Raw genomic sequence first — 24,401 nt, 5'->3', positions numbered from 1 at the left:
ATCGAAATGGGTGTGAGGAGTAATTATTTACGTTTATAAATAATTGGAGCTCTGGTCTCATGCAGAACCAAAGAATCCGTATCCGCCTGAAAGCGTTTGATCATCGTCTGATCGATCAATCAACCGCGGAAATCGTCGAGACTGCAAAGCGCACTGGTGCGCAAGTCCGTGGTCCGATCCCGCTGCCAACTCGCAAAGAGCGCTTTACCGTTCTGATCTCTCCGCACGTCAACAAAGACGCGCGCGATCAGTACGAGATTCGCACTCACAAGCGTCTGGTTGACATCGTTGAGCCAACCGAGAAAACCGTTGATGCTCTGATGCGTCTGGATCTGGCTGCCGGTGTAGACGTGCAGATCAGCCTGGGTTAATCAGGTCATTGAGCGATTGAGAGGTTGAAACAATGATTGGTTTAGTCGGTAAAAAAGTGGGTATGACCCGTATCTTCACTGAAGATGGCGTTTCTATCCCAGTAACCGTAATTGAAATTGAAGCGAACCGCGTGACTCAGGTTAAAAGCCTGGACACCGACGGTTACCGTGCCGTTCAGGTTACCACTGGTAGCAAAAAAGCTAACCGTGTAACCAAGCCGGAAGCGGGCCATTTCGCTAAAGCTGGCGTTGAAGCTGGCCGTGGTCTGTGGGAATTCCGCCTGGAAGAAGGTCAAGAATTCGCTGCAGGTCAGGAAATTAGCGTAGAAATCTTCGCTGACGTTAAAAAAGTCGATGTTACCGGTACTTCTAAAGGTAAAGGTTTTGCTGGCACTGTTAAGCGCTGGAACTTCCGTACCCAAGACGCTACCCACGGTAACTCCTTGTCTCACCGCGTTCCGGGTTCTATCGGTCAGAACCAGACTCCGGGCAAAGTGTTCAAAGGCAAGAAAATGGCTGGCCACCTGGGTGATGAGCGCGTAACCGTTCAGAGCCTGGACGTAGTACGTGTTGACGCTGAGCGCAACCTGCTGCTGGTTAAGGGTGCTGTACCGGGCGCAACCGGTGGCAACCTGATCGTTAAACCAGCTGTGAAGGCGTAAGGGGATAGCAATGGAATTAGTATTGAAAGACGCGCAAAGCGCGCTGACTGTTTCCGAAACTACCTTCGGTCGTGATTTCAACGAAGCGCTGGTACACCAGGTTGTTGTTGCTTATGCAGCAGGTGCCCGTCAAGGTACCCGTGCTCAGAAGACCCGTGCTGAAGTAACTGGTTCCGGCAAAAAGCCATGGCGTCAGAAAGGCACCGGCCGTGCGCGTTCAGGTTCTGTAAAGAGCCCGATCTGGCGTTCAGGCGGCGTGACCTTTGCTGCTAAGCCGCAGGACCACAGTCAGAAAGTAAACAAAAAGATGTACCGCGGCGCGCTGAAAAGCATCCTGTCCGAGTTGGTACGTCAAGATCGTCTGATCGTTGTCGAGAAGTTCTCTGTAGAAGCGCCTAAAACTAAGCTGCTGGCACAGAAACTGAAAGATATGGCTCTGGAAGACGTGCTGATCGTGACCGGTGAACTGGATGAGAATCTGTTCCTGGCAGCTCGCAACCTGTACAAGGTTGACGTGCGCGATGTAGCAGGTATCGATCCGGTTAGCCTGATCGCCTTCGACAAAGTGGTTATGACTGCTGATGCTGTGAAGCAAGTTGAGGAGATGCTGGCATGATCCGTGAAGAACGTTTGCTGAAAGTGCTGCGTGCACCGCACGTATCTGAAAAAGCATCCGCTGCGATGGAAAAAAGCAACACCATCGTTCTCAAAGTTGCCAAAGACGCGACCAAAGCAGAAATCAAAGCTGCAGTGCAGAAACTGTTTGAAGTCGAAGTCGAAGACGTGAACACCCTGGTTGTTAAAGGGAAAGTGAAACGTCACGGTCAGCGTGTTGGTCGTCGTAGCGACTGGAAAAAAGCTTACGTCACCCTGAAAGAAGGCCAGAATCTGGACTTCATCGGCGGCGCAGAGTAAGTCGGAGGAGTAAGAACAATGGCAATTGTTAAATGTAAACCTACATCTCCGGGTCGTCGCCACGTTGTTAAAGTGGTTAACCCTGAGCTGCACAAGGGTAAACCTTATGCCCCGCTGCTGGAAAAACTGAGCAAAAGCGGTGGTCGTAACAACAATGGCCGTATCACCACCCGTCATATCGGTGGTGGCCACAAGCAACATTATCGTCTGGTTGACTTCAAGCGCAACAAAGACGGTATCCCTGCTGTGGTTGAGCGTCTGGAGTACGATCCGAACCGTTCCGCGAACATCGCGCTGGTTCTGTACAAAGACGGCGAACGCCGTTACATCCTGGCGCCGAAAGGCCTGAAAGCTGGTGACCAGATTCAATCTGGCGTTGATGCTGCAATCAAAGCGGGTAACACCCTGCCGATGCGCAACATTCCAGTTGGTTCAACGGTTCACAACGTAGAAATGAAACCAGGCAAAGGCGGCCAGATGGCTCGCTCCGCTGGTGCCTACGTTCAGATCGTTGCTCGTGATGGTTCCTACGTAACTCTGCGTCTGCGCTCCGGCGAAATGCGTAAAGTTCCAGCTGATTGCCGCGCCACCCTGGGTGAAGTCGGTAACGCTGAACACATGCTTCGCGTTCTGGGTAAAGCAGGTGCTGCACGTTGGCGTGGTGTTCGTCCTACCGTTCGCGGTACGGCGATGAACCCGGTAGATCACCCGCACGGTGGTGGTGAAGGTCGTAACTTTGGTAAGCACCCGGTAACTCCGTGGGGCGTTCAGACCAAAGGTAAGAAGACCCGTAGCAACAAGCGTACTGATAAGTTCATCGTACGTCGCCGTAGCAAAAAATAATTAGAGGATAAGCCATGCCACGTTCTCTCAAGAAAGGTCCTTTTATTGACCTGCACTTGCTGAAGAAGGTAGAGAAAGCGGTGGAAAGCGGTGACAAGAAGCCTTTGCGCACTTGGTCCCGTCGTTCAACGATCTTTCCTAACATGATCGGTTTGACCATCGCTGTCCATAATGGTCGTCAGCACGTACCAGTGTTCGTTTCCGATGAAATGGTCGGTCACAAACTGGGTGAATTCGCGCCGACTCGTACTTATCGCGGCCATGCGGCTGATAAAAAAGCTAAAAAGCGCTAAGGTAGGAGGAAGAGATGGAAACTATCGCTAAACATCGCCACGCTCGTTCTTCTGCTCAGAAGGTTCGCCTTGTTGCTGACCTGATTCGCGGTAAGAAAGTGTCGCAAGCTCTGGAAACTCTGACCTACACCAACAAGAAAGCTGCTGGTCTGGTTAAGAAAGTGCTGGAGTCTGCCATTGCTAACGCAGAACACAACGATGGCGCTGACATCGATGATCTGAAAGTTACGAAAATCTTCGTAGACGAAGGCCCAAGCATGAAGCGCATTATGCCGCGTGCAAAAGGTCGTGCAGATCGCATCCTGAAGCGCACCAGCCACATTACTGTGGTTGTGTCCGATCGCTGAGACTCTGGAGACTAGCAATGGGTCAGAAAGTACATCCTAATGGTATTCGCCTGGGTATTGTCAAACCTTGGAACTCTACTTGGTATGCGAATACCAAAGAATTCGCTGACAACCTGGACAGCGACTTTAAAGTTCGTCAATTCCTGACTAAGGAACTGTCGAAAGCTTCCGTTTCTCGCATCGTTATCGAGCGTCCTGCGAAGAGCATCCGTGTGACCATTCACACTGCTCGCCCAGGCATCGTTATCGGCAAGAAAGGTGAAGACGTCGAAAAACTGCGCAAGGTCGTAGCGGACATCGCTGGCGTTCCTGCACAGATCAACATCGCCGAAGTCCGTAAACCGGAACTCGACGCTAAATTGGTTGCTGACAGCATCACTTCTCAGCTGGAACGTCGCGTTATGTTCCGTCGTGCTATGAAGCGTGCAGTACAGAACGCAATGCGTCTTGGCGCTAAAGGTATCAAAGTTGAAGTAAGCGGCCGTCTTGGCGGCGCTGAAATCGCACGTACCGAATGGTACCGCGAAGGTCGTGTTCCATTGCACACTCTGCGTGCGGACATCGACTACAACACATCTGAAGCGCACACCACTTATGGTGTAATCGGCGTTAAGGTATGGATCTTCAAAGGTGAGATCCTGGGTGGTATGGCTGCAGTTGAACAACCGGAACCGGCTGCTCAACCTAAAAAGCAGCAGCGTAAAGGCCGCAAGTAAGGAGAGTCGCTGATGTTACAACCAAAGCGTACAAAATTCCGTAAGGTGCACAAGGGCCGCAACCGTGGTCTGGCGCAAGGTACGGATGTTAGCTTCGGCACTTTCGGTCTGAAAGCTGTTGGCCGTGGCCGTCTGACTGCTCGTCAAATCGAAGCAGCTCGTCGTGCAATGACTCGTGCAGTTAAGCGTCAAGGCAAGATCTGGATCCGTGTATTCCCGGACAAACCGATCACCGAGAAGCCGCTGGAAGTGCGTATGGGTAAAGGTAAGGGTAACGTGGAGTATTGGGTTGCCCTGATCCAGCCTGGTAAGGTCCTGTACGAAATGGACGGCGTGCCAGAAGAGGTTGCCCGCGAGGCATTCAAACTGGCAGCAGCGAAACTGCCGATCAAAACCACCTTTGTAACTAAGACGGTGATGTAATGAAAGCACAAGAGCTGCGTGAAAAAAGCGTTGAAGAGCTGAATGCCGAGCTGCTCAACCTGCTGCGTGAGCAATTCAACTTGCGCATGCAGGCGGCCAGTGGCCAGCTGCAACAAACTCACCTGTTGAAACAAGTGCGTCGTGACGTCGCACGCGTTAAGACTTTACTGACTCAAAAGGCGGGTGTGTAAATGACTGAAGTTATCCGTACCCTGCAGGGTCGTGTTGTTAGCGATAAAATGGAGAAATCCATCGTTGTTGCTATCGAGCGTACTGTGAAGCACCCAATCTACGGGAAATTCATCAAACGTACGACCAAGCTGCACGTACATGACGAGAACAACGAATGTGGTACCGGCGACGTGGTTGAAATCCGCGAATGCCGCCCACTGTCCAAGACCAAGTCCTGGACGTTGGTTCGCGTTGTAGAGAAAGCGATTCTGTAATAGAGTAGCTGGCTCTCACTTAATAAACGGCTCAGAAAATGAGCCGTTTATTTTTTCTACCCATACCAAGTAAGCGGTGTTATAATGCTGCGCCCTCGGTTATGGGGCTTTTCAACGGCCTAATTTTTACTTGGGTCTTTAAAGTAGTAGTTGACATTAGCGGAGCACTAAAATGATCCAAGAACAGACTATGCTGAACGTCGCCGACAACTCCGGTGCACGTCGCGTAATGTGTATCAAGGTTCTAGGTGGCTCGCACCGTCGCTACGCAGGCGTCGGCGACATCATCAAAATTACCATCAAGGAAGCAATTCCTCGCGGTAAGGTGAAGAAAGGCGATGTTCTGAAGGCGGTAGTGGTGCGCACCAAGAAGGGTGTACGTCGCCCGGACGGTTCTGTCATTCGCTTCGATGGCAATGCATGCGTTATTTTGAACAATAACAGCGAGCAGCCAATCGGTACGCGTATTTTTGGGCCGGTAACTCGTGAACTGCGTAATGAGAAGTTCATGAAAATTATCTCTCTGGCACCAGAAGTACTCTAAGGAGCGAACATGGCAGCGAAGATCCGTCGTGATGACGAAGTTATCGTGATTACCGGGAAAGACAAAGGTAAGCGCGGTAAAGTAAAAAATGTCCTGTCTGCTGGCAAGGTCATTGTTGAAGGCATCAACCTGGTTAAGAAACACCAGAAGCCGGTTCCGGCTCTGAACCAACCAGGCGGCATTGTTGAGAAAGAAGCTGCAATTCAGGTTTCTAACATTGCTATCTTCAACGCGGCTACCGGCAAGGCTGACCGTGTAGGCTTTAGATTTGAAGACGGCAAAAAAGTCCGTTTCTTCAAATCTAACAGCGAAACTATCAAGTAATTTGGAGTAATACGATGGCGAAACTGCATGATTACTACAAAGACGAGGTAGTCAAACAACTGATGTCTCAGTTTGATTACAACTCTGTCATGCAAGTCCCTCGGGTCGAGAAGATCACCCTGAACATGGGTGTTGGTGAAGCGATTGCTGACAAGAAACTGCTGGATAACGCAGCAGCGGACCTGGCAGCTATCTCCGGTCAAAAACCGTTGATCACCAAAGCCCGCAAATCCGTTGCAGGCTTCAAAATCCGTCAGGGCTATCCGATCGGCTGTAAAGTAACTCTGCGTGGCGAACGCATGTGGGAGTTCTTTGAGCGTCTGATCTCCATTGCTGTTCCACGTATCCGTGACTTCCGTGGCCTGTCCGCCAAGTCATTCGATGGCCGTGGCAACTACAGCATGGGCGTGCGTGAGCAAATCATCTTCCCAGAAATCGACTACGACAAAGTCGATCGCGTTCGTGGTTTGGATATTACCATTACCACTACTGCGAAATCTGATGATGAAGGCCGCGCGCTGCTGGCTGCTTTTAACTTCCCGTTCCGCAAGTAAGGCAGGGTTACTGATGGCTAAGCAATCAATGAAAGCACGCGAAGTCAAGCGCGTGAAATTAGCTGACAAGTTCTTTGCAAAACGCGCTGAACTGAAAGCTATTATCTCTGATGTGAACGCATCCGATGAAGATCGTTGGAATGCTGTTCTCAAGCTGCAAACTCTGCCGCGTGATTCCAGCCCGTCTCGTCAGCGTAAACGCTGCCGCCAAACTGGCCGTCCACATGGTTATGTGGGCAAATTCGGGTTGAGCCGTATTAAGCTTCGTGAAGCCGCTATGCGCGGTGAAGTACCAGGCTTGAAAAAGGCTAGCTGGTAATTACCAATTGAATCACGGGAGTAAAGACAGATGAGCATGCAAGATCCGATCGCGGATATGCTGACCCGTATCCGTAACGGTCAAGCCGCGAACAAAGTTGCGGTCACCATGCCTTCCTCCAAGCTGAAAGTGGCAATTGCCAACGTGCTGAAGGAAGAAGGTTTTATTGAAGATTTCAAAATCGAAGGCGACGCCAAGCCTGTTCTGGAATTGGTACTGAAGTACTTCCAGGGCAAAGCTGTGGTAGAAAGCATTCAACGTATCAGCCGTCCAGGTCTGCGCATCTACAAGAAAAAAGATGAGCTGCCAAAAGTTATGGCCGGTTTGGGTATCGCTGTTGTTTCTACCTCTAAAGGTGTTATGACCGATCGTGCAGCTCGCCAGGCTGGTCTTGGTGGCGAGATTATCTGCTACGTAGCTTAATTCGGGAGGAAAGAATGTCTCGTGTTGCAAAAGCACCCGTCGTCATTCCTGCCGGCGTAGAGGTAAAACTCAACGGTCAGGTTATTTCGATTAAGGGTAAAAACGGCGAGTTGACTCGTACTATCCACGACGCCGTTGAAGTGAAGCAAGAAGCTAACGCACTGACTTTCGCTCCGCGCGAAGGTTTTGCTAACGCATGGGCCCAAGCGGGTACCACGCGCGCTCTGCTGAACGCAATGGTTGTTGGTGTTACCGAAGGCTTCACCAAGAAGCTTCAACTGGTAGGTGTTGGTTATCGTGCTGCCGTTAAAGGCAACGTGGTGAATTTGGCCCTGGGCTTCTCTCACCCTATCGATCACCAGCTGCCGGCAGGTATCACTGCTGAATGCCCAAGCCAAACTGAAATCGTGCTGAAAGGCGCTGATAAGCAGGTAATTGGCCAGGTAGCAGCAGATCTGCGCGCTTACCGTCGTCCTGAGCCTTACAAAGGCAAGGGTGTTCGTTACGCCGACGAAGTCGTGCGTACCAAAGAGGCTAAGAAGAAGTAAGGTAACACTATGGATAAGAAATCTGCTCGTATCCGTCGTGCGACCCGCGCACGCCGCAAGCTCCAAGAGCTGGGTGCAACCCGCCTGGTGGTACATCGTACCCCGCGTCACATTTACGCACAGGTGATTGCTCCAAACGGTTCTGAAGTACTGGTAGCCGCTTCTACTTTAGAAAAAGCTATCGCGGAGCAACTGAAGTATTCCGGTAACAAAGACGCAGCAGCAGCCGTAGGTAAAGCTCTGGCTGAGCGCGCGTTGGAAAAAGGGATTGCGAAAGTATCCTTTGACCGTTCCGGTTTCCAATATCATGGTCGAGTCCAGGCACTGGCAGATGCTGCCCGTGAAGCTGGCCTTCAGTTCTAAGGAAGAGGTTTAAGATGGCTCACATCGAAAAACAAGCTGGCGAACTGCAGGAAAAGCTGATCGCGGTAAACCGCGTATCTAAAACCGTAAAAGGTGGCCGTATTTTCAGCTTTACCGCACTGACTGTAGTTGGTGATGGTAACGGTCGCGTTGGTTTTGGCTACGGCAAAGCACGCGAAGTTCCAGCAGCGATCCAGAAAGCGATGGAAAAAGCCCGTCGCAACATGATGAACGTCGCGCTGAACAGCGGCACCCTGCAGCACCCTGTTAAGGGCGCTCACACGGGTTCTCGCGTGTTCATGCAGCCTGCTCATGAAGGTACCGGTATCATCGCGGGCGGTGCAATGCGCGCCGTTCTCGAAGTTGCTGGGGTGCACAACGTATTGGCTAAAGCTTATGGTTCCACCAACCCGATCAACGTGGTTCGTGCAACTATCGACGCTCTGGCGAATATGAAGTCTCCTGAAATGGTCGCTGCTAAGCGTGGTAAATCCGTTGCCGACATTCTGGGGTAATTGACCATGGCTAAGACTATTAAAGTTACACAAACTCGCAGCTCAATTGGCCGTCTGCCGAAGCATAAAGCTACTCTGCTCGGTCTGGGTCTGCGTCGTATTGGTCACACCGTAGAGCGCGAGGATACTCCTGCTGTTCGCGGTATGGTCAACCTGGTTTCCTACATGGTTAAAGTTGAGGAGTAACAGATGCGTTTAAATACTCTGTCTCCGGCTGAAGGTGCCAAGCATGCGCCTAAGCGTGTAGGTCGTGGTATTGGTTCTGGCCTGGGTAAAACCGGCGGCCGTGGTCACAAAGGTCAGAAGTCTCGTTCTGGCGGTGGCGTACGTCGTGGTTTCGAAGGTGGTCAGATGCCTCTGTACCGTCGTCTGCCGAAATTCGGCTTCACTTCACGCAAAGCGATGATCACGGCAGAAGTTCGTCTGTCTGAACTGGCTCTGGTTGAAGGCGATGTTATCGACCTGAACGCGCTGAAAGCCGCTAACGTAGTTGGTGTCCAGATCGAATTCGCGAAAGTTGTACTTTCTGGCGAAGTCGCTCGTCCGGTAACCCTGCGTGGTCTGCGTGTCACCAAAGGCGCTCGTGCTGCTATCGAGGCTGCTGGCGGTAAAATTGAGGAATAAGTAGCAGATGGCTAAGCAACCAGGATTAGATTTTCAAAGTGCTAAAGGCGGGCTCGGCGAGCTGAAGCGCAGACTTTTGTTTGTCATCGGCGCGCTGATTGTCTTCCGCATCGGCTCTTTCATTCCGATTCCTGGTATCGATGCCACTGTGCTTGCCAAATTGCTTGAGCAGCAGAGAGGCACTATCATTGAAATGTTTAACATGTTCTCTGGTGGTGCCCTCAGCCGTGCTTCTATCTTTGCTCTGGGGATCATGCCGTATATTTCGGCGTCGATCATTATCCAGCTGCTGACGGTGGTTCATCCGGCGTTGGCGGAAATCAAGAAAGAAGGGGAGGCTGGCCGTCGCAAGATTAGTCAGTACACCCGTTACGGTACGCTGGTATTGGCCATATTCCAGTCGATCGGTATTGCTACCGGTCTGCCGAATATGCCTGGTATGCAGGGCCTGGTGTTAAACCCAGGCTTTGCATTCTACTTTACTGCGGTTGTGAGCTTGGTCACCGGGACAATGTTCCTGATGTGGCTGGGTGAGCAGATTACTGAGCGCGGTATCGGCAACGGTATCTCGATCATTATCTTCGCGGGTATTGTAGCGGGGCTCCCGCCGGCAGTGGCCCATACTATCGAGCAAGCGCGGCAAGGCGACCTGCACTTCCTCCTGCTGCTGTTGGTTGCAGTATTGGTGTTTGCAGTAACCTTCTTCGTTGTTTTCATCGAGCGTGGTCAACGTCGTATCGTCGTTAACTATGCGAAGCGTCAACAAGGTCGTCGTGTTTATGCAGCACAGAGTACACACTTACCGTTGAAAGTGAACATGGCGGGTGTTATCCCGGCGATTTTCGCTTCCAGCATTATTCTGTTCCCGGCCACGATTGCATCATGGTTTGGGGGCGGTACCGGTTGGAACTGGCTGACTACGATTTCGCTGTATTTGCAGCCAGGGCAACCGCTTTATGTGTTACTCTATGCGTCTGCAATCATCTTCTTCTGTTTCTTCTACACGGCGTTGGTATTCAACCCGCGTGAGACAGCAGATAACCTGAAGAAGTCCGGTGCCTTCGTACCAGGAATTCGTCCGGGAGAGCAAACGGCGAAGTATATCGATAAAGTAATGACGCGTTTAACCCTGGTGGGCGCGATGTACATTACTTTCATCTGCCTGATCCCGGAGTTCATGCGTGATGCAATGAAAGTACCATTCTACTTTGGTGGTACCTCGCTACTGATCGTGGTTGTCGTCATCATGGACTTTATGGCTCAAGTGCAAACTCTGATGATGTCAAGTCAGTACGAGTCTGCATTGAAGAAAGCAAATCTGAAAGGCTATAACCGCTAGTCAGATTCGTTTGAGAAGTTACGGAGAGTAAAAATGAAAGTTCGTGCTTCCGTCAAGAAATTATGTCGTAACTGCAAAATCGTTAAGCGTAACGGTGTCGTTCGTGTGATTTGCAGCGCCGAGCCGAAGCATAAACAGCGTCAAGGCTGATTATCTCGCATATTTTTCTTGCAAAGTTGGGTTGAGCTGGCTAGATTAGCCAGCCAATCTTTTGTATGTCGCACTGCAACATTATTTGAGTATCCTGAAAACGGGCTTTTCAGAATGGTGTTGCTGTATAAAATAGTAGGAGTGCATAGTGGCCCGTATAGCAGGCATTAACATTCCTGATCATAAACATACCGTTATCGCCTTAACGTCGATCTTCGGTATCGGTAAAACCCGTTCACAGGCTATCTGTGCATCCACGGGTATTGCTGAAAATGTTAAGATCAGTGAGCTGTCTGAAGAGCAAATCGAAAAGCTTCGTGATGCAGTTGCCAAATACACCGTTGAGGGTGATTTGCGTCGTGAAATTACCCTGAGCATCAAGCGTCTTATGGACCTTGGTTGCTATCGTGGTTTGCGTCATCGTCGTGGTCTGCCGGTACGCGGTCAGCGCACCAAGACCAACGCTCGTACCCGTAAGGGTCCGCGCAAGCCGATCAAGAAATAATCGGGGTTATTGAATAATGGCAAAGGCACCTGTTCGTACACGTAAGCGTGTAAGAAAGCAAGTCTCTGACGGCGTGGCTCATATCCATGCTTCTTTCAACAACACCATCGTTACCATCACTGATCGTCAGGGTAATGCTTTGGGTTGGGCAACAGCCGGTGGTTCCGGTTTCCGTGGTTCTCGTAAGTCCACTCCGTTCGCAGCACAGGTTGCAGCAGAACGTTGTGCTGACGCAGTAAAAGAATACGGTATCAAGAACCTGGAAGTTATGGTTAAAGGACCTGGTCCTGGTCGTGAGTCTACTATCCGCGCTCTGAACGCGGCTGGTTTCCGCATCACTAATATTACTGATGTGACTCCGATCCCTCATAACGGTTGTCGTCCGCCGAAAAAGCGCCGCGTGTAACGCAGCTTTTAGGATTGTTGGAGAAAGAAAATGGCAAGATATTTGGGTCCTAAGCTCAAGCTGAGCCGTCGTGAGGGCACAGACCTGTTCCTTAAGTCTGGCGTTCGCGCGATCGATTCCAAGTGTAAAATTGAACAAGCACCTGGTCAGCACGGTGCGCGTAAACCGCGTCTGTCTGATTACGGTGTTCAGTTGCGTGAGAAGCAGAAAGTTCGCCGTATGTACGGCATTCTGGAGCGTCAATTCCGTAACTATTACAAAGAAGCAACCCGCCTGAAGGGCAACACCGGTGAAAACCTGTTGCAGCTGCTGGAAGGTCGTCTGGACAACGTTGTTTACCGTATGGGCTTCGGCGCTACTCGTGCAGAGTCACGTCAGCTGGTTAGCCACAAAGCAGTTATGGTAAACGGTCGCGTTGTTAACATCGCTTCTTATCAGGTATCTCCGAATGACGTAGTCAGCATCCGCGAGAAAGCTAAAAAGCAGTCTCGTGTTAAAGCTTCTCTGGAGCTGGCTGAGCAGCGTGAAAAGCCGACTTGGCTGGAAGTTGATGCTGCTAAGATGGAAGGCGTGTTCAAGCGTATGCCTGAACGTACCGATCTGTCTGCGGACATTAACGAACACCTGATCGTCGAGCTTTACTCCAAGTAAAGCTTAGTACCAAAGAGAGGACACAATGCAGGGTTCTGTGACAGAGTTTCTAAAACCGCGCCTGGTAGATATCGAGCAAGTCAGTTCGACGCACGCCAAGGTGACCCTTGAGCCTTTAGAGCGTGGCTTTGGCCATACTCTTGGCAACGCACTGCGCCGTATTCTGCTTTCATCTATGCCGGGTTGCGCGGTGACCGAGGTTGAGATTGATGGTGTACTGCATGAGTACAGCACCAAAGAAGGCGTACAGGAAGATATCCTGGAGATCCTGCTCAACCTGAAAGGGCTGGCGGTGAGAGTTCAAGGCAAAGACGAAGTTATTCTTACCCTGAATAAATCTGGCATTGGCCCTGTGACCGCTGCCGACATCACCCATGATGGTGATGTCGAAATCGTCAAGCCTCAGCACGTGATCTGCCACCTGACTGATGAGAACGCGGCTATCAGCATGCGTATCAAAGTTCAGCGCGGTCGCGGTTATGTGCCGGCTTCTGCCCGAATTCATTCGGAAGAAGATGAGCGCCCAATCGGTCGTCTGTTGGTTGACGCCTGCTACAGCCCTGTAGAGCGTATCGCCTACAATGTTGAAGCTGCGCGTGTAGAACAGCGTACTGACTTGGATAAGCTGGTCATCGAGATGGAGACCAATGGCACGATCGATCCTGAAGAGGCGATCCGCCGTGCGGCCACCATTCTGGCTGAACAACTTGAAGCTTTCGTTGACCTGCGTGATGTACGTCAGCCGGAAGTTAAAGAAGAGAAACCGGAATTCGATCCGATCTTGCTGCGCCCTGTTGACGATCTGGAATTGACTGTCCGCTCTGCTAACTGCCTCAAGGCAGAAGCTATCCACTACATCGGTGATCTGGTACAGCGTACCGAGGTTGAGTTGCTGAAAACGCCAAACCTGGGTAAAAAATCTCTTACCGAGATTAAAGACGTGCTGGCCTCACGTGGTCTGTCTCTGGGCATGCGCCTGGAAAACTGGCCGCCGGCAAGCATTGCTGACGAGTAACCGGATCACAGGTTAAGGTTTTACTGAGAAGGATAAGGTCATGCGCCATCGTAAGAGTGGTCGTCAACTGAACCGTAACAGCAGCCATCGCCAGGCTATGTTCCGTAACATGGCCGGCTCTTTGGTTCGTCATGAGATCATCAAGACGACCCTGCCAAAAGCAAAAGAGCTGCGTCGCGTTGTTGAGCCGCTGATTACTCTTGCCAAGACCGACAGCGTAGCTAATCGTCGTCTGGCATTCGCCCGTACTCGTGATAACGAGATCGTGGCAAAACTGTTTAACGAGCTGGGCCCGCGTTTCGCGAGCCGTGCCGGTGGTTACACTCGCATTCTGAAGTGTGGCTTCCGCGCAGGCGACAACGCGCCGATGGCATACATCGAGCTGGTTGATCGTGCTGAGTCTCAAGCAGAAGTAGCAACTGCAGAGTAATCTGTAGACGCGTAAAAAAACCGGGCTTGCCCGGTTTTTTTACGTCCAAATCCAGCCAAATGTGCTCAATTCCCCCCGCCGAGCTTAAGATCCCCGCTCCTATCCGTTATGCTTAGACTCATTCAATAAGCTCACTGAGGCTGTCTGTTATGGGGTTGCTCGACCAATGGGCGGAACGTCATATCCTTGATGCCCAGGATAAAGGCGAGTTCGACAATCTGCCCGGCCAGGGACAACCGCTCGTGCTGGACGATGACAGCGCGGTGCCTGCTGAGCTACGCGCCGGTTACCGCCTGCTGAAAAATGCCGGTTATCTGCCGCCGGCGCTGGAAGATCGCAAAGAGGCATTAACCGTTGCTCACTTACTGCAAGGGATCAACAGTGAGCATCCGGACTATGTCGATCTCAGCAAGCGCATGGCGCTGCTGGAACATCGGTTGCGTCACGCTGGAATGAGCACGGACTTCTTGCATGGCGAATATCAGCGTGCGCTGGACGGTAAACTCACCCGAGAGGAGAAGTAATGTTCAAGATAGGTCAGTTGGCCAAGCTTGCCGAAGTGACGCCGGATACCGTGCGTTACTATGAAAAGCAGGGCATGATGGATCACAATGTCCGTACTGAAGGCGGTTATCGGCTGTACACCGAGCAGGATCTGCAGCGGCTGCGTTTTATCCGCTATGCCAAGCAGTTGGGCTTTACTCTGGAAACGATCGCCGAGCTGCTGTCGATCCGGGTCGATCCGGAACATCACACCTGCCAGGAATCGAAGTCTATCGTTGATGCGCGCCTGAGCGAAGTGGAAAGCAAGTTGGCGGAGCTGACCCGGATGCGTGAATCGTTGAAACGGCTGAGCGACGCCTGCTGCGGTACCGCCCATACCAGCAACTACTGTTCGATCCTGGAAGCTTTGGAACAGGGCGCCAGCGATGACAAAGGCAAAAAAGGTTGCTGACGGCACTTTAATTTTTATATCGCCGGCAGTATTATCGCCCCGTTTTATCCCTCATATTTTACAGGAGCATTATCATGACGAAATATCGTCACACCAAAGGCCAGATTCAAGATAACGCCATTGAGGCGCTGCTGCATGACCCGCTATTCCGTCAGCGGGTAGAAAAGAATGTGAAAGGCAAAGGCAGCTATCGACGTAAAGAAAAACACAACAAAGGCGGTAACTGGGAGGCCAGTGGCAAACTATCAAACGATAATTTACCACTGGCCTTCTGGTTTTAAGGCATTAAAAAAGCCACCTTCATCCGGTGGCTTTTTATTGGCATAACCAAATGCTGTCTTACAGTTTTGGCTGCTGTTGATGGCTCAGCAAATCACGGATTTCCGTCAGCAGTTTCTCTTCTGCAGTAGGTTCTGGCGGCGCTGCCGGAGCTTCTTCTTGTTTGCGGCGCATTTTGTTCATCAATTTAATCGCCAGGAAGATGGCGAAGGCGACAATCACGAAGTCAAATACGGTTTGGATGAATGAACCGTAGTTCATTACCACCGCCGGTACGGCGCCCTGAGCTTCACGTAATACCAGATGGAACTGTTTAAAGTCGACACCGCCGATCAGTAAGCCCAGCGGAGGCATGATGATATCAGCGACGAAGGATGAAACAATCTTGCCGAACGCGGCACCGATAATCACACCGACGGCCAGATCGACCACGTTGCCGCGCATGGCAAATTCGCGAAACTCTTTCAACATACTCATAGAACGCACCCCTTGCAGAATTAATAACTCAAGTTTAACAAAGCAATTTCCCTTTGCCACAAAAGGAGAGAAGTTTTATCTCCTCCCAAGGCAGAGAACAACCACGCGATTATAGACCATAGCCAAATAAATTCGTTCTACAAGAAGAATGGGCTCGGTTGGAACAGGCGTTCAACGTCAGGCACGAATTTCTTGTCGGTAATAAACATGATGACGTGATCGCCCTGTTCGATTTTGCTGTTGCCGTTGGCAATGATCACGTCGTCGCCACGCACGATCGCGCCGATGGTGGTACCCGGCGGCAGCTTGATGTCTTCGACGATGCGGCCGACCACTTTGGACGTGCTTTCATCCCCGTGGGCAATCGCCTCGATCGCTTCCGCCACGCCGCGGCGCAGCGATGAAACGCTGACGATATCCGCTTTGCGCACATGCCCAAGCAGCGCGGAGATGGTTGCCTGCTGCGGTGAAATGGCAATATCGATCACGCTGCCTTGTACCAGATCGACATAGGCGCGCCGCTGGATCAGGACCATCACTTTCTTGGCGCCCATGCGCTTGGCCAGCATAGCCGACATGATGTTGGCCTCATCGTCGTTGGTGATGGCGATGAAGACATCCACCTGCTCGACGTGCTCTTCGGCCAGCAGTTCCTGGTCGGAGGCATCGCCGTAGAACACGATGGTATCGTGCAACTGCTCGGCCAGTTCGGCGGCACGTTGCTGATTGCGCTCAATGAGTTTGACGTTATAGTCTTTCTCCAGCTTGGCGGCCAGGCCGGCGCCGACGTTGCCGCCGCCGACGATCATGATGCGCTTATAAGGTTTTTCCAGCCGTTGCAGTTCGCTCATCACCGCGCGAATGTGCTGTGAGGCGGCAACGAAGAACACTTCATCACCGGCTTCGATAATGGTCGAGCCTTGCGGACGAATCGGCCGATCCTGGCGGAAAATGGCGGCGACGCGAGTGTCGATATGCGGCATGTGTTCGCGCATCGAAGAGAGCGCATTGCCGACCAGCGGGCCGCCGTAATAGGCTTTAACCGCGGCGATGCTGACCTTGCCTTCGGCGAAGTTGACCACCTGCAGCGCGCCGGGGTATTCAATCAGCTTGTAGATATAGTCGATGACCAGCTGCTCCGGCGAAATCAGATGGTCGATCGGCACCGCTTCCGGCAGGAACAGTTTCTCCGACTCGCGGATATATTCCGGCGCGCGGATACGGGCGATACGGTTGGGGGTATTAAACAGAGAATAGGCGATCTGGCAGGCGATCATGTTGGTTTCGTCGGAGTTGGTGACGGCGACCAGCATGTCGGCATCTTCTGCGCCAGCTTCGCGCAGCACCCGGGGGTGAGAACCATGTCCCTGAACCACTCGCAGATCGAATTTATCCTGCAGCTGACGCAACCGGCCGGAGTCGGTATCGACGACGGTGATATCGTTGTTTTCACCTACCAGGTTTTCCGCCAGCGTCCCGCCAACCTGCCCGGCACCAAGAATAATTATTTTCATCGTGTTCTCTGCTTCACACTGAAAGACTTAGGGCGCGTGGGCACCCTGAAGAATTACATTTTAATCAGCTTAGCGTAAAAGAAGCCATCGCCGTCCTCGGGATGCGGGATATTCTGCCGTCCCGGCCGCTGCGCATCGCCGGTTTCAACCAGCTTGGCATCGGCATGGCGCTGCAAGAACGCGGCGATCTGACTACTGTTTTCATCCGGCAGAATAGAGCAGGTTGCGTAAACCATCACGCCGCCTGATTTCAGATGCGGCCAGACGGCCTCCAGGATATCGGCTTGCAGGGCGGCGAGTTCGGCGATGTCGCGATCGCGGCGCAGCCATTTGATGTCGGGATGACGGCGGATCACGCCGGTGGCCGAACAAGGCGCGTCCAGCAGGATACGGTCGAACTGCTTGTCACCGCACCATTGCTGCGGTGTGCGGCCATCGCCCAGTTTAACCTCTGCGTGCAAACGCAGACGCTGCAGGTTTTCTTTCACCCGCGCCAGACGCTGTTCGTCGATATCGACGGCCATAACCTGTGCTTTCGGCGCCGCTTCCAGAATATGCGTGGTTTTGCCGCCGGGCGCGGCGCACAAATCGAGGATCTGTTCACCGTCTTGTGGATCCAACAGATCAACACAGCCTTGGGCTGAGGCATCTTGCACAGTGACCCAGCCGTCGGCGAACCCTGGCAGATCGGTCACGGCGCAAGGTGCCAGCAACCGCACGGCGTCGGCATAGTCTGCATGAGGCTCTGCGGCGATGCCGGCGTCGGTCAGCAGCTGCAGGTAAGCCTCACGGGTGTGATGCAGGCGGTTGACGCGCAGCCACATCGGCGGCTTCTGGTTATTGGCGTCGACGATCTGTTGCCAGTTGGCGGGATAAGCCTGTTGGATGCGTTTCAGCAACCAGCTCGGGTGCAGGTAGCGGCTGTCATTGTTGGCGGCGCGCTGCAGAAGTTCTTCCTGCTGGCGCTGGAATTGCCGCAAGACGCCGTTAATCAAACCTTTTAACTGTGGGCGTTTCAGCGCCACCGCACCTTCCACGGTTTCTGCGAGTACGGCGTGCGCCGGGATACGGGTATACAGCAGCTGATACAAGCCGACCATCAGCAAATAGTGAAGTGTACGTTGCTTGCCGGTCAGCGGTTTGGCCATTAATTGCTGAATGCACCATTCGAGCTGCGGCAGTACGCGTAACGTGCCGAAGCACAGTTCCTGCAGCAACCCGCGGTCTTTATCGCTGATGGAGGTTTGCAGCGCCGGCAGGACAGTACTCAGTGACTGCCCTTGATCCAGCACCTGGCCGATGGCTTTGGCAACGATGCTGCGGAGATTGTAATTATTTTTCATAGGCTGAAGCTGATAACGATCGGCATTAAGAAAATAACGGCCCGGCGATGAACGGCCGGGCAGTGGGGTGACTTACAGCCGGTTACCCGGGGTAAACCATTCACGACGTGAATTTAACAGGTCTTGCGCCGACATCGGTTTCTTGCCGGCGGGCTGCAGTTGGATCAGATTGAGGATACCGTCGGCGGTCGCCACCTGAATGCCGTGCTTGTCGGCATGGACAACGGTGCCCGGCTCCGCGTTGGCGCTTTCCGCCATTACGCTGGCCTGCCACACTTTCACCGGTTGCTCATCGATGGTGAAGTAGCTTATCGGCCAAGGGTTGAAGGCGCGGATGCAACGCTCCAGCTGTGCGGCGGACAGTGTCCAATCCAGGCGAGCTTCTTCTTTGCTCAGCTTCTCGGCGTAGGTGACCTGCGACTCGTCCTGCACTTCGCGGGTGGCGCTGCCGTCGGCCATTTTGCGCAGCGTCGTCAGCATGCCCTGCGGGCCGAGCTGCGCCAGCTTGTCGTAGAGGCTGGCGCTGGTATCGCTGCTCTCAATCGGGCAGGCGATCTTGTGCATCATGTCACCGGTATCGAGACCGACATCCATCTGCATGATAGTCACGCCGGTTTCGCTGTCACCGGCCCAGAGCGAACGCTGGATCGGCGCCGCGCCGCGCCAGCGAGGCAGCAGCGAACCATGTACGTTGATGCAGCCAAGACGCGGCATATCCAGCACCGCTTGCGGCAGAATCAACCCGTAGGCAACCACCACCATCACGTCGGCGTTGAGATCCGCCACCAGACGCTGGTTCTCTTCGGGGCGCAGCGATTTAGGCTGAAATACCGGCAATTGGTGTTGTTCGGCCAGCATTTTGACCGGGCTGGGCGTTAGCTTGTTGCCGCGGCCTGCCGGACGGTCGGGTTGAGTGAATACGCCGACAATCTGGTGCTCAGATGACAACAGCGCGTCAAGATGACGCGCTGCGAAGTCTGGTGTTCCGGCGAAAATAATCCGTAAAGAGTCAGACACGTTGATTTCCTGATCGGTTAGGCGCGGGCTTGAAGCTTGGCCATTTTTTCCAGTTTCTGACGAATGCGCTGACGCTTGAGCGGCGACAGGTAATCGACGAACAGTTTACCCATCAGGTGATCCATCTCGTGCTGGATGCAGATCGCCAGCAGATCGTCCGCTTCCAGCTCGAAAGGTTTGCCTTCGCGATCCAGCGCGCGGATCTTCACCTGCGCGGCGCGCGGCACCAGCGCACGCTGCTCGGGAATGGAAAGACAGCCTTCCTCGATGCCGGTTTCGCCGCTTTTTTCCAGCAGCTCCGGGTTGATCAGCACCAGGCGCTGATCGCGATTCTCGGAGACGTCGATCACGATAATGCGCTGATGGATATCCACCTGAGTCGCAGCCAGGCCAATGCCTTCCTCTGCGTACATGGTTTCAAACATATCATCCACGATGCGCTGGATATCTGCATTGACTTCTTTTACCGGCGCTGCGACTTTGCGCAGACGCTCGTCTGGGAAATGTAATACCTGCAAGACTGACATATATCTTTAGATCTGTATCCGAGTAATGAACGAGGTTTAACCTCTATTCTAGACATTTCCCGACCTGATTGACAGCATTGCGCACCAATTGCTCAGATTGGCAATACCACCGTTTTTGCTGAGGGAACAGACGATGCGGCCGGAAGAGATCGCTTTACGGATGCGGGGAGTCACGGGGCTACAGACCGTCGTGGCCAGTCGGCTCGTGCGACAGTTATCGCAAATGAGTGGCGAGCCTCGCCGCGTGTTGCATGAGCTGGGATTGAACGAACGGCAGCAGGCACAGTTCAACCGAGTGGATCCCGTCTATCTGGCGGCCACCCTGCGTTGGCTGGAGGAGCCGGCGCACCGTATGCTGAACTATGGGGCGCCCGGCTATCCTGAAAACCTGGCTCAGATCGACGACGCGCCGCTGTTTCTGCTGATCGAGGGCGATCCTCGGGTGCTGTTGCAACCTCAGCTCGCTATGGTCGGCAGCCGGCAGTTCAGCCATTACGGCGAGCGTTGGGCGAACCATTTCGCCGAGGAGTTGGCGCGTTGCGGTTTCACCATCACCAGCGGTTTGGCGATCGGCATCGACGGCATTTGCCATCGTGCGGCGCTGGCGGCCGATGGCTGCACGATTGCGGTGTTGGGCAGCGGGCTAGGCAATATCTATCCGCGCCGGCACCGCCGGCTCGCGGAGCAGATAGTCGAGCAGGGCGGCGCCGTGATTTCAGATCATTTAGTCACCGATTTGCCTCTGGCCGACCATTTCCCACGCCGTAACCGCATTATCAGCGGGCTCAGCCTGGGGGTTCTGGTCATAGAAGCTTCGCTGCGCAGCGGTACCCTGGTGACGGCTCGCTACGCGTTGGAGCAGGGGCGTGAGGTATTCGCCTTGCCTGGGCCATTAGGAAACCCGATGAGTGAGGGGACGCATTGGTTAATCCAGCAGGGCGCGCATCTGGTCACCGGGCCGAAAGATATCGCCGAATTGCTGGGAAGCGGCCTTCAATGGCTGTCACTGAACGAAAATACAACTATTTGTGCGTCGCAAGCTGAAGTTGAATTGCCATTTGGCGATGTGTTGGCTAACGTAGGAGATGAGGTGACACCTGTTGACGTCGTCGCTGAACGTGCCGGCCAACCTGTGCCAGTGGTGGTAATCAAGTTACTCGAGCTGGAGTTAGCAGGGTGGATCGCAGCTGTACCCGGCGGCTATGTCCGAATAAGGAGGGCAAGCCATGTTCGACGTACTCATGTACTTGTTTGAAACTTATATCCACAATGAACCAGAGATGCGCGTCGATCAGGATCAACTGACCGATGATCTCGCTCAGGCGGGGTTTCATCGGGATGATATCTACAACGCGTTGAATTGGCTTGAGAAGTTGGCTGACCTGCAAGAGGGTCAAAATGCCCCTTACTTTATGGATGCCGATCCGCTGGCAATGCGGATCTACACCGAAGAAGAAGGTGCACGTCTGGACGCCGGCTGCCGTGGTTTTCTCCTGTTCCTGGAACAGATTCAGGTATTGAACCTCGAAACCCGTGAAATGGTTATCGACCGCGTTATGGCTTTGGATAATGCGGAATTCGATCTCGAAGATCTGAAATGGGTCGTGTTGATGGTGCTGTTTAATATCCCCGGATATGAAAGCGCCTATCAGCAAATGGAAGAACTGTTGTTTGAAGTGAACGAAGGTTATCTGCATTGAGCCGATAACGCGCATAGAAGACGTTATGACAAAAAACGCGATTTTTGCCGCCAGGCAAAATGAACCCTGTCCGGAATGCGGGGCCGAACTGGTGATCCGTAGCGGTCGCCACGGCCCCTTCCTCGGCTGTTCCCAGTACCCTGAATGCCAATATATTCGGCCGCTGAAAGCGCAGGCCGATGGACATATCGTTAAGGTCTTGGATGGGCAACAGTGCCCGAAATGTCAGGCGACGTTGGTGCTGCGCCAGGGGCGCTATGGCATGTTTATCGGCTGCAGCGATTATCCGCAGTGCGATCACACTGAAGTGATCGATAAGCCTGACGAAACCGCCATTACCTGTCCGCAGTGCGGCCAAGGCAAACTGCTGCAGCGCAAGTCGCGTTACGGCAAAGTTTTTCATTCCTGCGATCGTTACCCGGAATGCCAGTTTGCCCTCAATGTTAAACCTGTCGCCGGTGAGTGCGCCTATTGCCATTATCCGCTGCTGATGGAAAAGCGCACGGCAAAAGGCCCCGTCCTGTGCTGTGCCAGCAAGCTGTGCGGAAAACCCGTCGCGACTACAGAATAATCACATCATGAACTCAGAATTAAGCCCGAACCTTTTATCTATCATCGATGCTTTGCATCAACAGCAGGTGATTGCGTATCCCACAGAAGCCGTATTCGGCCTGGGTTGCGATCCCGACAGCGAGCAGGCGGTCAATGCATTGCTGGCGCTGAAACAGCGGCCGTGGGAAAAGGGGCTGATTTTGATCGCCGCCGACTATGCACAGCTTAAGCCTTATATCGACGACAGTGCGCTCAGCGAACAGCAGCGCACGACGATGTTTGCCAGCTGGCCTGGGCCGGTAACCTGGGTTTTGCCCGCTCGGCCGGAGACGCCGCGTTTGCTGACCGGACGCTTCAGCTCGCTGGCGGTGCGCGTCAGCGATCATCCGTTGGTGCAGCAGCTGTGCCGGCAGTATGGCAAGCCGCTGGTGTCGACCAGCGCCAATCTCAGTGGGCTGGAGCCATGCCGCAGTGCGGATGAGGTTACGCGGCAGTTCGGCGAAGCTTTCCCGGTATTGCGCGGCAAGGTGGGTGGCCGTCTTAATCCTTCCGAAATCAGAGACGTTCTGACCGGCGAACAGATCCGTCAGGGCTAGAGGTAATGGGCATGGAGAAGTTTGCGGTATTTGGCAACCCTATCGGCCACAGCAAGTCGCCGCGAATTCATGCGCTGTTTGCTGCCCAGACCGGCATTGAGCATCCTTACGGGACGGTGTTGGCGCCGTTAGACGGTTTTGAAACCAGCCTGCAGGCGTTTATCCGCGCCGGAGGGCTGGGGGCGAACGTCACGGTGCCCTTCAAGGAGCGTGCTTATTCGGCCGCTTCTGAGCTGAGCGAGCGCGCAGCGATGGCCGGTGCGGTCAACACCCTGAAGGTATTGCCGAATGGCGAGCTGTTGGGGGATAACACCGACGGCATCGGGTTGCTGACCGATCTACAGCGTCAGCAATTGATCCGGCCGCAGGATCGCATCCTGCTGATGGGCGCCGGCGGCGCAGCGCGCGGCGTGATCCTGCCGCTGCTGTCTTTCGGCTGTCGGCTAACGATCACCAACCGCACCTTCAGCCGAGCCCTGGCGTTGGCAGACGCTTTTCGGCATCTGGGGGAGATCTCGGCGGCGCCGATGGATCAATTGGATCAGCAAGCGTTCGAACTGGTGATCAATGCGACGGCGTCCGGCATCAGCGGAGAGATCCCGGCGTTGCCGGCGGGCGTAGTTAATGCGCACACTCGTTGCTATGACATGTTCTATCAGCAGGGCACTACGCCATTCCTGGCCTGGGCGCAGCAGCAGGGAGCAACGGAATATGCCGATGGGTTGGGCATGCTGGTGGGGCAGGCGGCGCATGCTTTCCTGCTTTGGCATGGAGTGATGCCAGAGATTGAGCCGGTATTGCGCCAGTTGCGCAGCGAACTGGCGGCATAAATGCAACCCCGTTCTCTTTATAGGGAACGGGGCGTCCGTCAGATGTCTTCCGACAGGTATTCATCTTTCCAGCGTACATAGTTGTTCGAAGAATAAAGCAATCCTTCCAACTCGGCGGCGGTCAACGGCCGAACCTGGCGTGCCGGGCTGCCCATATAGAGATAGCCGCTGACCAGGCGTTTGCCCGGCGGCACTAAACTGCCGGCACCAATCATCACGTCGTCTTCTACTACTACACCGTCCAGCAGGATCGATCCCATACCGACCAGCACCCGGTTGCCGATGGCGCAGCCGTGCAGCATCGCTTTATGGCCTACGGTCACGTCTTCTCCAATCAACAGGGGATAACCGTCGGGGTTATGTTCGGAGCGGTGAGTCACATGCAGTACGCTGCCGTCCTGTATATTGCTGCGTGCGCCGATCTTTACCGCATTGACGTCGCCCCGAATGGCGACCAGCGGCCAGATGCTGACGTCATCCGCCAGATCGACGTCGCCGATGACGACGCTGGAAGGATCGATCAAGACGCGCTGACCGAGTTTGGGGGTGTATTGAAGATAAGAACGTACTGCATCGGACATGGTGCTTGCCTCACGTCGGGATCATATTTACCGGCAATACTAGACTCTGACGATGGAATTACAACCAATCGCAGCGCCGGATCCTGCGGAAAATGGCCCTGATCGCACAAGATCCACTCGGAAGGGCTGAAAAGTGTGCAAACAGAAAGAAAAGATCAAAAAAGGGGTTGTGCAAAAAACTCGGATCCCTATAATGCGCCTCCATCGACACGGCGCAAGTGATTCACTTCACACAGCGGCCGGGAAGAAAGAGAAAAAATCCTGAAAATTAGGGTTGACTCTGAAAGAGGAAAGCGTAATATAC

42 protein-coding genes are annotated in these 24,401 nt (G+C 53.5%); 36 read left to right on the top strand and 6 right to left on the bottom strand.

Going from position 1 to position 24,401, the window contains the following annotated elements:
* Positions 1–59 precede the first annotated feature (59 nt).
* The 31 genes from rpsJ (at position 60) to ACP3TA_RS03815 (ending at position 14,962) form a co-directional block, all read left to right on the top strand.
* Complete coding sequence (gene rpsJ, locus ACP3TA_RS03965; protein ID WP_001181005.1) at positions 60–371, top strand: 30S ribosomal protein S10; 312 nt, start codon at positions 60–62, stop codon at positions 369–371.
* Positions 372–403: 32 nt separating this feature from the next.
* Positions 404–1,033, top strand: a complete 630-nt coding sequence (gene rplC / locus ACP3TA_RS03960; protein ID WP_015379265.1) for a 50S ribosomal protein L3 — start codon at positions 404–406, stop codon at positions 1,031–1,033.
* Between the two features lie 10 nt (positions 1,034–1,043).
* Positions 1,044–1,649 carry a 50S ribosomal protein L4 gene (gene rplD, locus ACP3TA_RS03955; protein WP_004929779.1) on the top strand — a complete coding sequence of 202 codons (606 nt, stop codon included), beginning with the start codon at positions 1,044–1,046 and terminating at the stop codon, positions 1,647–1,649.
* On the top strand, positions 1,646–1,948 hold the full coding sequence (rplW, locus tag ACP3TA_RS03950) for a 50S ribosomal protein L23 (RefSeq protein ID WP_004951179.1): 303 nt from the start codon (positions 1,646–1,648) through the stop codon (positions 1,946–1,948). The genes rplD and rplW overlap by 4 nt, the downstream gene beginning before the upstream one ends.
* Positions 1,949–1,966: 18 nt before the next feature.
* Positions 1,967–2,791: a 50S ribosomal protein L2 gene (gene rplB / locus ACP3TA_RS03945; protein WP_004929775.1), complete on the top strand. Its 825-nt coding sequence runs from the start codon at positions 1,967–1,969 to the stop codon at positions 2,789–2,791.
* 14 nt (positions 2,792–2,805) lie between these two features.
* Complete coding sequence (rpsS, locus tag ACP3TA_RS03940) at positions 2,806–3,084, top strand: 30S ribosomal protein S19 (RefSeq protein WP_004929772.1); 279 nt, start codon at positions 2,806–2,808, stop codon at positions 3,082–3,084.
* A 14-nt stretch (positions 3,085–3,098) separates the two neighbouring features.
* Entirely contained in the window at positions 3,099–3,431 is a 333-nt protein-coding gene (gene rplV, locus ACP3TA_RS03935) for a 50S ribosomal protein L22 (RefSeq protein ID WP_002223844.1), read from the top strand.
* A 17-nt stretch (positions 3,432–3,448) separates the two neighbouring features.
* The gene (rpsC, locus tag ACP3TA_RS03930; protein WP_004929766.1) at positions 3,449–4,147 is read left to right on the top strand and encodes a 30S ribosomal protein S3; all 699 of its coding nucleotides are present in this window, start codon (positions 3,449–3,451) and stop codon (positions 4,145–4,147) included.
* A gap of 12 nt (positions 4,148–4,159) precedes the next feature.
* Positions 4,160–4,570: a 50S ribosomal protein L16 gene (gene rplP, locus ACP3TA_RS03925; protein ID WP_004929764.1), complete on the top strand. Its 411-nt coding sequence runs from the start codon at positions 4,160–4,162 to the stop codon at positions 4,568–4,570.
* Positions 4,570–4,761, top strand: a complete 192-nt coding sequence (rpmC, locus tag ACP3TA_RS03920; RefSeq protein WP_004929762.1) for a 50S ribosomal protein L29 — start codon at positions 4,570–4,572, stop codon at positions 4,759–4,761. Before rplP ends, rpmC begins: the two co-directional genes overlap by 1 nt.
* Positions 4,762–5,016, top strand: coding sequence for a 30S ribosomal protein S17 (gene rpsQ / locus ACP3TA_RS03915; RefSeq protein WP_004929760.1), 255 nt, complete (start codon positions 4,762–4,764; stop codon positions 5,014–5,016).
* A gap of 172 nt (positions 5,017–5,188) precedes the next feature.
* A complete protein-coding gene (rplN, locus tag ACP3TA_RS03910; protein WP_000613954.1) occupies positions 5,189–5,560 on the top strand; it encodes a 50S ribosomal protein L14 in 372 nt (123 codons plus the stop codon).
* 9 nt (positions 5,561–5,569) lie between these two features.
* Positions 5,570–5,884, top strand: a complete 315-nt coding sequence (gene rplX, locus ACP3TA_RS03905; protein WP_004929758.1) for a 50S ribosomal protein L24 — start codon at positions 5,570–5,572, stop codon at positions 5,882–5,884.
* Between the two features lie 14 nt (positions 5,885–5,898).
* Positions 5,899–6,438, top strand: a complete 540-nt coding sequence (gene rplE, locus ACP3TA_RS03900; protein ID WP_004929756.1) for a 50S ribosomal protein L5 — start codon at positions 5,899–5,901, stop codon at positions 6,436–6,438.
* Positions 6,439–6,451: 13 nt separating this feature from the next.
* Positions 6,452–6,757 carry a 30S ribosomal protein S14 gene (gene rpsN, locus ACP3TA_RS03895; protein ID WP_004929754.1) on the top strand — a complete coding sequence of 102 codons (306 nt, stop codon included), beginning with the start codon at positions 6,452–6,454 and terminating at the stop codon, positions 6,755–6,757.
* 30 nt (positions 6,758–6,787) lie between these two features.
* A complete protein-coding gene (gene rpsH / locus ACP3TA_RS03890) occupies positions 6,788–7,180 on the top strand; it encodes a 30S ribosomal protein S8 (protein ID WP_004929753.1) in 393 nt (130 codons plus the stop codon).
* A 14-nt stretch (positions 7,181–7,194) separates the two neighbouring features.
* Positions 7,195–7,728 (top strand): 50S ribosomal protein L6, encoded by a 534-nt coding sequence (gene rplF / locus ACP3TA_RS03885; protein WP_004929751.1) that lies wholly within the window; start codon positions 7,195–7,197, stop codon positions 7,726–7,728.
* A 9-nt stretch (positions 7,729–7,737) separates the two neighbouring features.
* On the top strand, positions 7,738–8,091 hold the full coding sequence (gene rplR, locus ACP3TA_RS03880) for a 50S ribosomal protein L18 (protein WP_004929748.1): 354 nt from the start codon (positions 7,738–7,740) through the stop codon (positions 8,089–8,091).
* Between the two features lie 14 nt (positions 8,092–8,105).
* Positions 8,106–8,606 (top strand): 30S ribosomal protein S5, encoded by a 501-nt coding sequence (gene rpsE / locus ACP3TA_RS03875; protein WP_004929747.1) that lies wholly within the window; start codon positions 8,106–8,108, stop codon positions 8,604–8,606.
* 6 nt (positions 8,607–8,612) lie between these two features.
* Complete coding sequence (rpmD, locus tag ACP3TA_RS03870) at positions 8,613–8,792, top strand: 50S ribosomal protein L30 (protein WP_048232028.1); 180 nt, start codon at positions 8,613–8,615, stop codon at positions 8,790–8,792.
* Between the two features lie 3 nt (positions 8,793–8,795).
* Complete coding sequence (rplO, locus tag ACP3TA_RS03865) at positions 8,796–9,230, top strand: 50S ribosomal protein L15 (RefSeq protein ID WP_004929742.1); 435 nt, start codon at positions 8,796–8,798, stop codon at positions 9,228–9,230.
* A 7-nt stretch (positions 9,231–9,237) separates the two neighbouring features.
* A complete protein-coding gene (gene secY / locus ACP3TA_RS03860) occupies positions 9,238–10,569 on the top strand; it encodes a preprotein translocase subunit SecY (protein WP_004929740.1) in 1,332 nt (443 codons plus the stop codon).
* Positions 10,570–10,602: 33 nt separating this feature from the next.
* Complete coding sequence (gene rpmJ, locus ACP3TA_RS03855; RefSeq protein WP_002227352.1) at positions 10,603–10,719, top strand: 50S ribosomal protein L36; 117 nt, start codon at positions 10,603–10,605, stop codon at positions 10,717–10,719.
* Positions 10,720–10,867: 148 nt separating this feature from the next.
* Positions 10,868–11,224, top strand: coding sequence for a 30S ribosomal protein S13 (gene rpsM / locus ACP3TA_RS03850; protein ID WP_004929734.1), 357 nt, complete (start codon positions 10,868–10,870; stop codon positions 11,222–11,224).
* Positions 11,225–11,240: 16 nt separating this feature from the next.
* On the top strand, positions 11,241–11,630 hold the full coding sequence (rpsK, locus tag ACP3TA_RS03845) for a 30S ribosomal protein S11 (protein ID WP_004929731.1): 390 nt from the start codon (positions 11,241–11,243) through the stop codon (positions 11,628–11,630).
* Between the two features lie 30 nt (positions 11,631–11,660).
* Entirely contained in the window at positions 11,661–12,281 is a 621-nt protein-coding gene (gene rpsD, locus ACP3TA_RS03840; RefSeq protein WP_004929729.1) for a 30S ribosomal protein S4, read from the top strand.
* A 25-nt stretch (positions 12,282–12,306) separates the two neighbouring features.
* The gene (locus ACP3TA_RS03835; RefSeq protein WP_002919219.1) at positions 12,307–13,296 is read left to right on the top strand and encodes a DNA-directed RNA polymerase subunit alpha; all 990 of its coding nucleotides are present in this window, start codon (positions 12,307–12,309) and stop codon (positions 13,294–13,296) included.
* 40 nt (positions 13,297–13,336) lie between these two features.
* Complete coding sequence (gene rplQ, locus ACP3TA_RS03830; protein WP_004929726.1) at positions 13,337–13,726, top strand: 50S ribosomal protein L17; 390 nt, start codon at positions 13,337–13,339, stop codon at positions 13,724–13,726.
* Positions 13,727–13,875: 149 nt separating this feature from the next.
* Positions 13,876–14,250 carry a DUF1992 domain-containing protein gene (locus tag ACP3TA_RS03825; RefSeq protein WP_033645242.1) on the top strand — a complete coding sequence of 125 codons (375 nt, stop codon included), beginning with the start codon at positions 13,876–13,878 and terminating at the stop codon, positions 14,248–14,250.
* Positions 14,250–14,681, top strand: coding sequence for a Zn(2+)-responsive transcriptional regulator (zntR, locus tag ACP3TA_RS03820; RefSeq protein WP_016930321.1), 432 nt, complete (start codon positions 14,250–14,252; stop codon positions 14,679–14,681). Before ACP3TA_RS03825 ends, zntR begins: the two co-directional genes overlap by 1 nt.
* A gap of 74 nt (positions 14,682–14,755) precedes the next feature.
* Positions 14,756–14,962: an alternative ribosome-rescue factor A gene (locus ACP3TA_RS03815; protein ID WP_004929720.1), complete on the top strand. Its 207-nt coding sequence runs from the start codon at positions 14,756–14,758 to the stop codon at positions 14,960–14,962.
* A 58-nt stretch (positions 14,963–15,020) separates the two neighbouring features.
* Here ACP3TA_RS03815 and mscL read toward each other — a convergent pair whose 3' ends face one another.
* From mscL to def, 5 genes are all read right to left on the bottom strand, one after another.
* On the bottom strand, positions 15,021–15,437 hold the full coding sequence (gene mscL / locus ACP3TA_RS03810) for a large-conductance mechanosensitive channel protein MscL (RefSeq protein WP_033645241.1): 417 nt from the start codon (positions 15,435–15,437) through the stop codon (positions 15,021–15,023).
* A gap of 137 nt (positions 15,438–15,574) precedes the next feature.
* A complete protein-coding gene (gene trkA / locus ACP3TA_RS03805; protein WP_004929716.1) occupies positions 15,575–16,951 on the bottom strand; it encodes a Trk system potassium transporter TrkA in 1,377 nt (458 codons plus the stop codon).
* A gap of 53 nt (positions 16,952–17,004) precedes the next feature.
* A complete protein-coding gene (gene rsmB, locus ACP3TA_RS03800; RefSeq protein WP_103101982.1) occupies positions 17,005–18,294 on the bottom strand; it encodes a 16S rRNA (cytosine(967)-C(5))-methyltransferase RsmB in 1,290 nt (429 codons plus the stop codon).
* A gap of 72 nt (positions 18,295–18,366) precedes the next feature.
* Positions 18,367–19,311, bottom strand: a complete 945-nt coding sequence (fmt, locus tag ACP3TA_RS03795; protein ID WP_046687909.1) for a methionyl-tRNA formyltransferase — start codon at positions 19,309–19,311, stop codon at positions 18,367–18,369.
* A gap of 17 nt (positions 19,312–19,328) precedes the next feature.
* Positions 19,329–19,838, bottom strand: coding sequence for a peptide deformylase (def, locus tag ACP3TA_RS03790; protein ID WP_015379260.1), 510 nt, complete (start codon positions 19,836–19,838; stop codon positions 19,329–19,331).
* 133 nt (positions 19,839–19,971) lie between these two features.
* Between def and dprA the strand changes: the two genes are divergently transcribed.
* Genes dprA through aroE form a run of 5 tightly spaced genes read left to right on the top strand, consistent with a single transcriptional unit; the run spans position 19,972 to position 23,516 of the window.
* A complete protein-coding gene (gene dprA / locus ACP3TA_RS03785; protein WP_033652727.1) occupies positions 19,972–21,093 on the top strand; it encodes a DNA-protecting protein DprA in 1,122 nt (373 codons plus the stop codon).
* Complete coding sequence (smg, locus tag ACP3TA_RS03780; RefSeq protein ID WP_025160381.1) at positions 21,065–21,538, top strand: DUF494 family protein Smg; 474 nt, start codon at positions 21,065–21,067, stop codon at positions 21,536–21,538. The genes dprA and smg overlap by 29 nt, the downstream gene beginning before the upstream one ends.
* Positions 21,539–21,563: 25 nt before the next feature.
* A complete protein-coding gene (locus ACP3TA_RS03775) occupies positions 21,564–22,109 on the top strand; it encodes a DNA topoisomerase family protein (protein WP_019456195.1) in 546 nt (181 codons plus the stop codon).
* A 7-nt stretch (positions 22,110–22,116) separates the two neighbouring features.
* Positions 22,117–22,686, top strand: coding sequence for an L-threonylcarbamoyladenylate synthase type 1 TsaC (tsaC, locus tag ACP3TA_RS03770; protein ID WP_033645237.1), 570 nt, complete (start codon positions 22,117–22,119; stop codon positions 22,684–22,686).
* A gap of 11 nt (positions 22,687–22,697) precedes the next feature.
* Positions 22,698–23,516, top strand: a complete 819-nt coding sequence (gene aroE, locus ACP3TA_RS03765) for a shikimate dehydrogenase (RefSeq protein ID WP_060660864.1) — start codon at positions 22,698–22,700, stop codon at positions 23,514–23,516.
* Positions 23,517–23,554: 38 nt separating this feature from the next.
* Here aroE and ACP3TA_RS03760 read toward each other — a convergent pair whose 3' ends face one another.
* The gene (locus tag ACP3TA_RS03760; protein ID WP_033645236.1) at positions 23,555–24,097 is read right to left on the bottom strand and encodes a gamma carbonic anhydrase family protein; all 543 of its coding nucleotides are present in this window, start codon (positions 24,095–24,097) and stop codon (positions 23,555–23,557) included.
* Positions 24,098–24,401 lie beyond the last annotated feature (304 nt).

The sequence above is a fragment of the Serratia sp. 2C06 genome, from assembly GCF_050037615.1.
In the GTDB taxonomy this organism is placed as follows: domain Bacteria; phylum Pseudomonadota; class Gammaproteobacteria; order Enterobacterales; family Enterobacteriaceae; genus Serratia; species Serratia ureilytica.
The sequence above is the reverse complement of the archived record's forward strand: the minus strand, read 5'-3'. Positions and strand labels throughout refer to the sequence as shown.

Coding starts and splice junctions, on each gene's coding strand:
- rpsJ (WP_001181005.1), top strand. CDS start 60: ATGCAGAACCAAAGAATCCGTATCCGCCTGAAAGCGTTTGATCATCGT.
- rplC (WP_015379265.1), top strand. CDS start 404: ATGATTGGTTTAGTCGGTAAAAAAGTGGGTATGACCCGTATCTTCACT.
- rplD (WP_004929779.1), top strand. CDS start 1,044: ATGGAATTAGTATTGAAAGACGCGCAAAGCGCGCTGACTGTTTCCGAA.
- rplW (WP_004951179.1), top strand. CDS start 1,646: ATGATCCGTGAAGAACGTTTGCTGAAAGTGCTGCGTGCACCGCACGTA.
- rplB (WP_004929775.1), top strand. CDS start 1,967: ATGGCAATTGTTAAATGTAAACCTACATCTCCGGGTCGTCGCCACGTT.
- rpsS (WP_004929772.1), top strand. CDS start 2,806: ATGCCACGTTCTCTCAAGAAAGGTCCTTTTATTGACCTGCACTTGCTG.
- rplV (WP_002223844.1), top strand. CDS start 3,099: ATGGAAACTATCGCTAAACATCGCCACGCTCGTTCTTCTGCTCAGAAG.
- rpsC (WP_004929766.1), top strand. CDS start 3,449: ATGGGTCAGAAAGTACATCCTAATGGTATTCGCCTGGGTATTGTCAAA.
- rplP (WP_004929764.1), top strand. CDS start 4,160: ATGTTACAACCAAAGCGTACAAAATTCCGTAAGGTGCACAAGGGCCGC.
- rpmC (WP_004929762.1), top strand. CDS start 4,570: ATGAAAGCACAAGAGCTGCGTGAAAAAAGCGTTGAAGAGCTGAATGCC.
- rpsQ (WP_004929760.1), top strand. CDS start 4,762: ATGACTGAAGTTATCCGTACCCTGCAGGGTCGTGTTGTTAGCGATAAA.
- rplN (WP_000613954.1), top strand. CDS start 5,189: ATGATCCAAGAACAGACTATGCTGAACGTCGCCGACAACTCCGGTGCA.
- rplX (WP_004929758.1), top strand. CDS start 5,570: ATGGCAGCGAAGATCCGTCGTGATGACGAAGTTATCGTGATTACCGGG.
- rplE (WP_004929756.1), top strand. CDS start 5,899: ATGGCGAAACTGCATGATTACTACAAAGACGAGGTAGTCAAACAACTG.
- rpsN (WP_004929754.1), top strand. CDS start 6,452: ATGGCTAAGCAATCAATGAAAGCACGCGAAGTCAAGCGCGTGAAATTA.
- rpsH (WP_004929753.1), top strand. CDS start 6,788: ATGAGCATGCAAGATCCGATCGCGGATATGCTGACCCGTATCCGTAAC.
- rplF (WP_004929751.1), top strand. CDS start 7,195: ATGTCTCGTGTTGCAAAAGCACCCGTCGTCATTCCTGCCGGCGTAGAG.
- rplR (WP_004929748.1), top strand. CDS start 7,738: ATGGATAAGAAATCTGCTCGTATCCGTCGTGCGACCCGCGCACGCCGC.
- rpsE (WP_004929747.1), top strand. CDS start 8,106: ATGGCTCACATCGAAAAACAAGCTGGCGAACTGCAGGAAAAGCTGATC.
- rpmD (WP_048232028.1), top strand. CDS start 8,613: ATGGCTAAGACTATTAAAGTTACACAAACTCGCAGCTCAATTGGCCGT.
- rplO (WP_004929742.1), top strand. CDS start 8,796: ATGCGTTTAAATACTCTGTCTCCGGCTGAAGGTGCCAAGCATGCGCCT.
- secY (WP_004929740.1), top strand. CDS start 9,238: ATGGCTAAGCAACCAGGATTAGATTTTCAAAGTGCTAAAGGCGGGCTC.
- rpmJ (WP_002227352.1), top strand. CDS start 10,603: ATGAAAGTTCGTGCTTCCGTCAAGAAATTATGTCGTAACTGCAAAATC.
- rpsK (WP_004929731.1), top strand. CDS start 11,241: ATGGCAAAGGCACCTGTTCGTACACGTAAGCGTGTAAGAAAGCAAGTC.
- rpsD (WP_004929729.1), top strand. CDS start 11,661: ATGGCAAGATATTTGGGTCCTAAGCTCAAGCTGAGCCGTCGTGAGGGC.
- ACP3TA_RS03835 (WP_002919219.1), top strand. CDS start 12,307: ATGCAGGGTTCTGTGACAGAGTTTCTAAAACCGCGCCTGGTAGATATC.
- rplQ (WP_004929726.1), top strand. CDS start 13,337: ATGCGCCATCGTAAGAGTGGTCGTCAACTGAACCGTAACAGCAGCCAT.
- ACP3TA_RS03825 (WP_033645242.1), top strand. CDS start 13,876: ATGGGGTTGCTCGACCAATGGGCGGAACGTCATATCCTTGATGCCCAG.
- zntR (WP_016930321.1), top strand. CDS start 14,250: ATGTTCAAGATAGGTCAGTTGGCCAAGCTTGCCGAAGTGACGCCGGAT.
- ACP3TA_RS03815 (WP_004929720.1), top strand. CDS start 14,756: ATGACGAAATATCGTCACACCAAAGGCCAGATTCAAGATAACGCCATT.
- mscL (WP_033645241.1), bottom strand. CDS start 15,437: ATGAGTATGTTGAAAGAGTTTCGCGAATTTGCCATGCGCGGCAACGTG.
- trkA (WP_004929716.1), bottom strand. CDS start 16,951: ATGAAAATAATTATTCTTGGTGCCGGGCAGGTTGGCGGGACGCTGGCG.
- rsmB (WP_103101982.1), bottom strand. CDS start 18,294: ATGAAAAATAATTACAATCTCCGCAGCATCGTTGCCAAAGCCATCGGC.
- def (WP_015379260.1), bottom strand. CDS start 19,838: ATGTCAGTCTTGCAGGTATTACATTTCCCAGACGAGCGTCTGCGCAAA.
- dprA (WP_033652727.1), top strand. CDS start 19,972: ATGCGGCCGGAAGAGATCGCTTTACGGATGCGGGGAGTCACGGGGCTA.
- smg (WP_025160381.1), top strand. CDS start 21,065: ATGTTCGACGTACTCATGTACTTGTTTGAAACTTATATCCACAATGAA.
- ACP3TA_RS03775 (WP_019456195.1), top strand. CDS start 21,564: ATGACAAAAAACGCGATTTTTGCCGCCAGGCAAAATGAACCCTGTCCG.
- tsaC (WP_033645237.1), top strand. CDS start 22,117: ATGAACTCAGAATTAAGCCCGAACCTTTTATCTATCATCGATGCTTTG.
- aroE (WP_060660864.1), top strand. CDS start 22,698: ATGGAGAAGTTTGCGGTATTTGGCAACCCTATCGGCCACAGCAAGTCG.
- ACP3TA_RS03760 (WP_033645236.1), bottom strand. CDS start 24,097: ATGTCCGATGCAGTACGTTCTTATCTTCAATACACCCCCAAACTCGGT.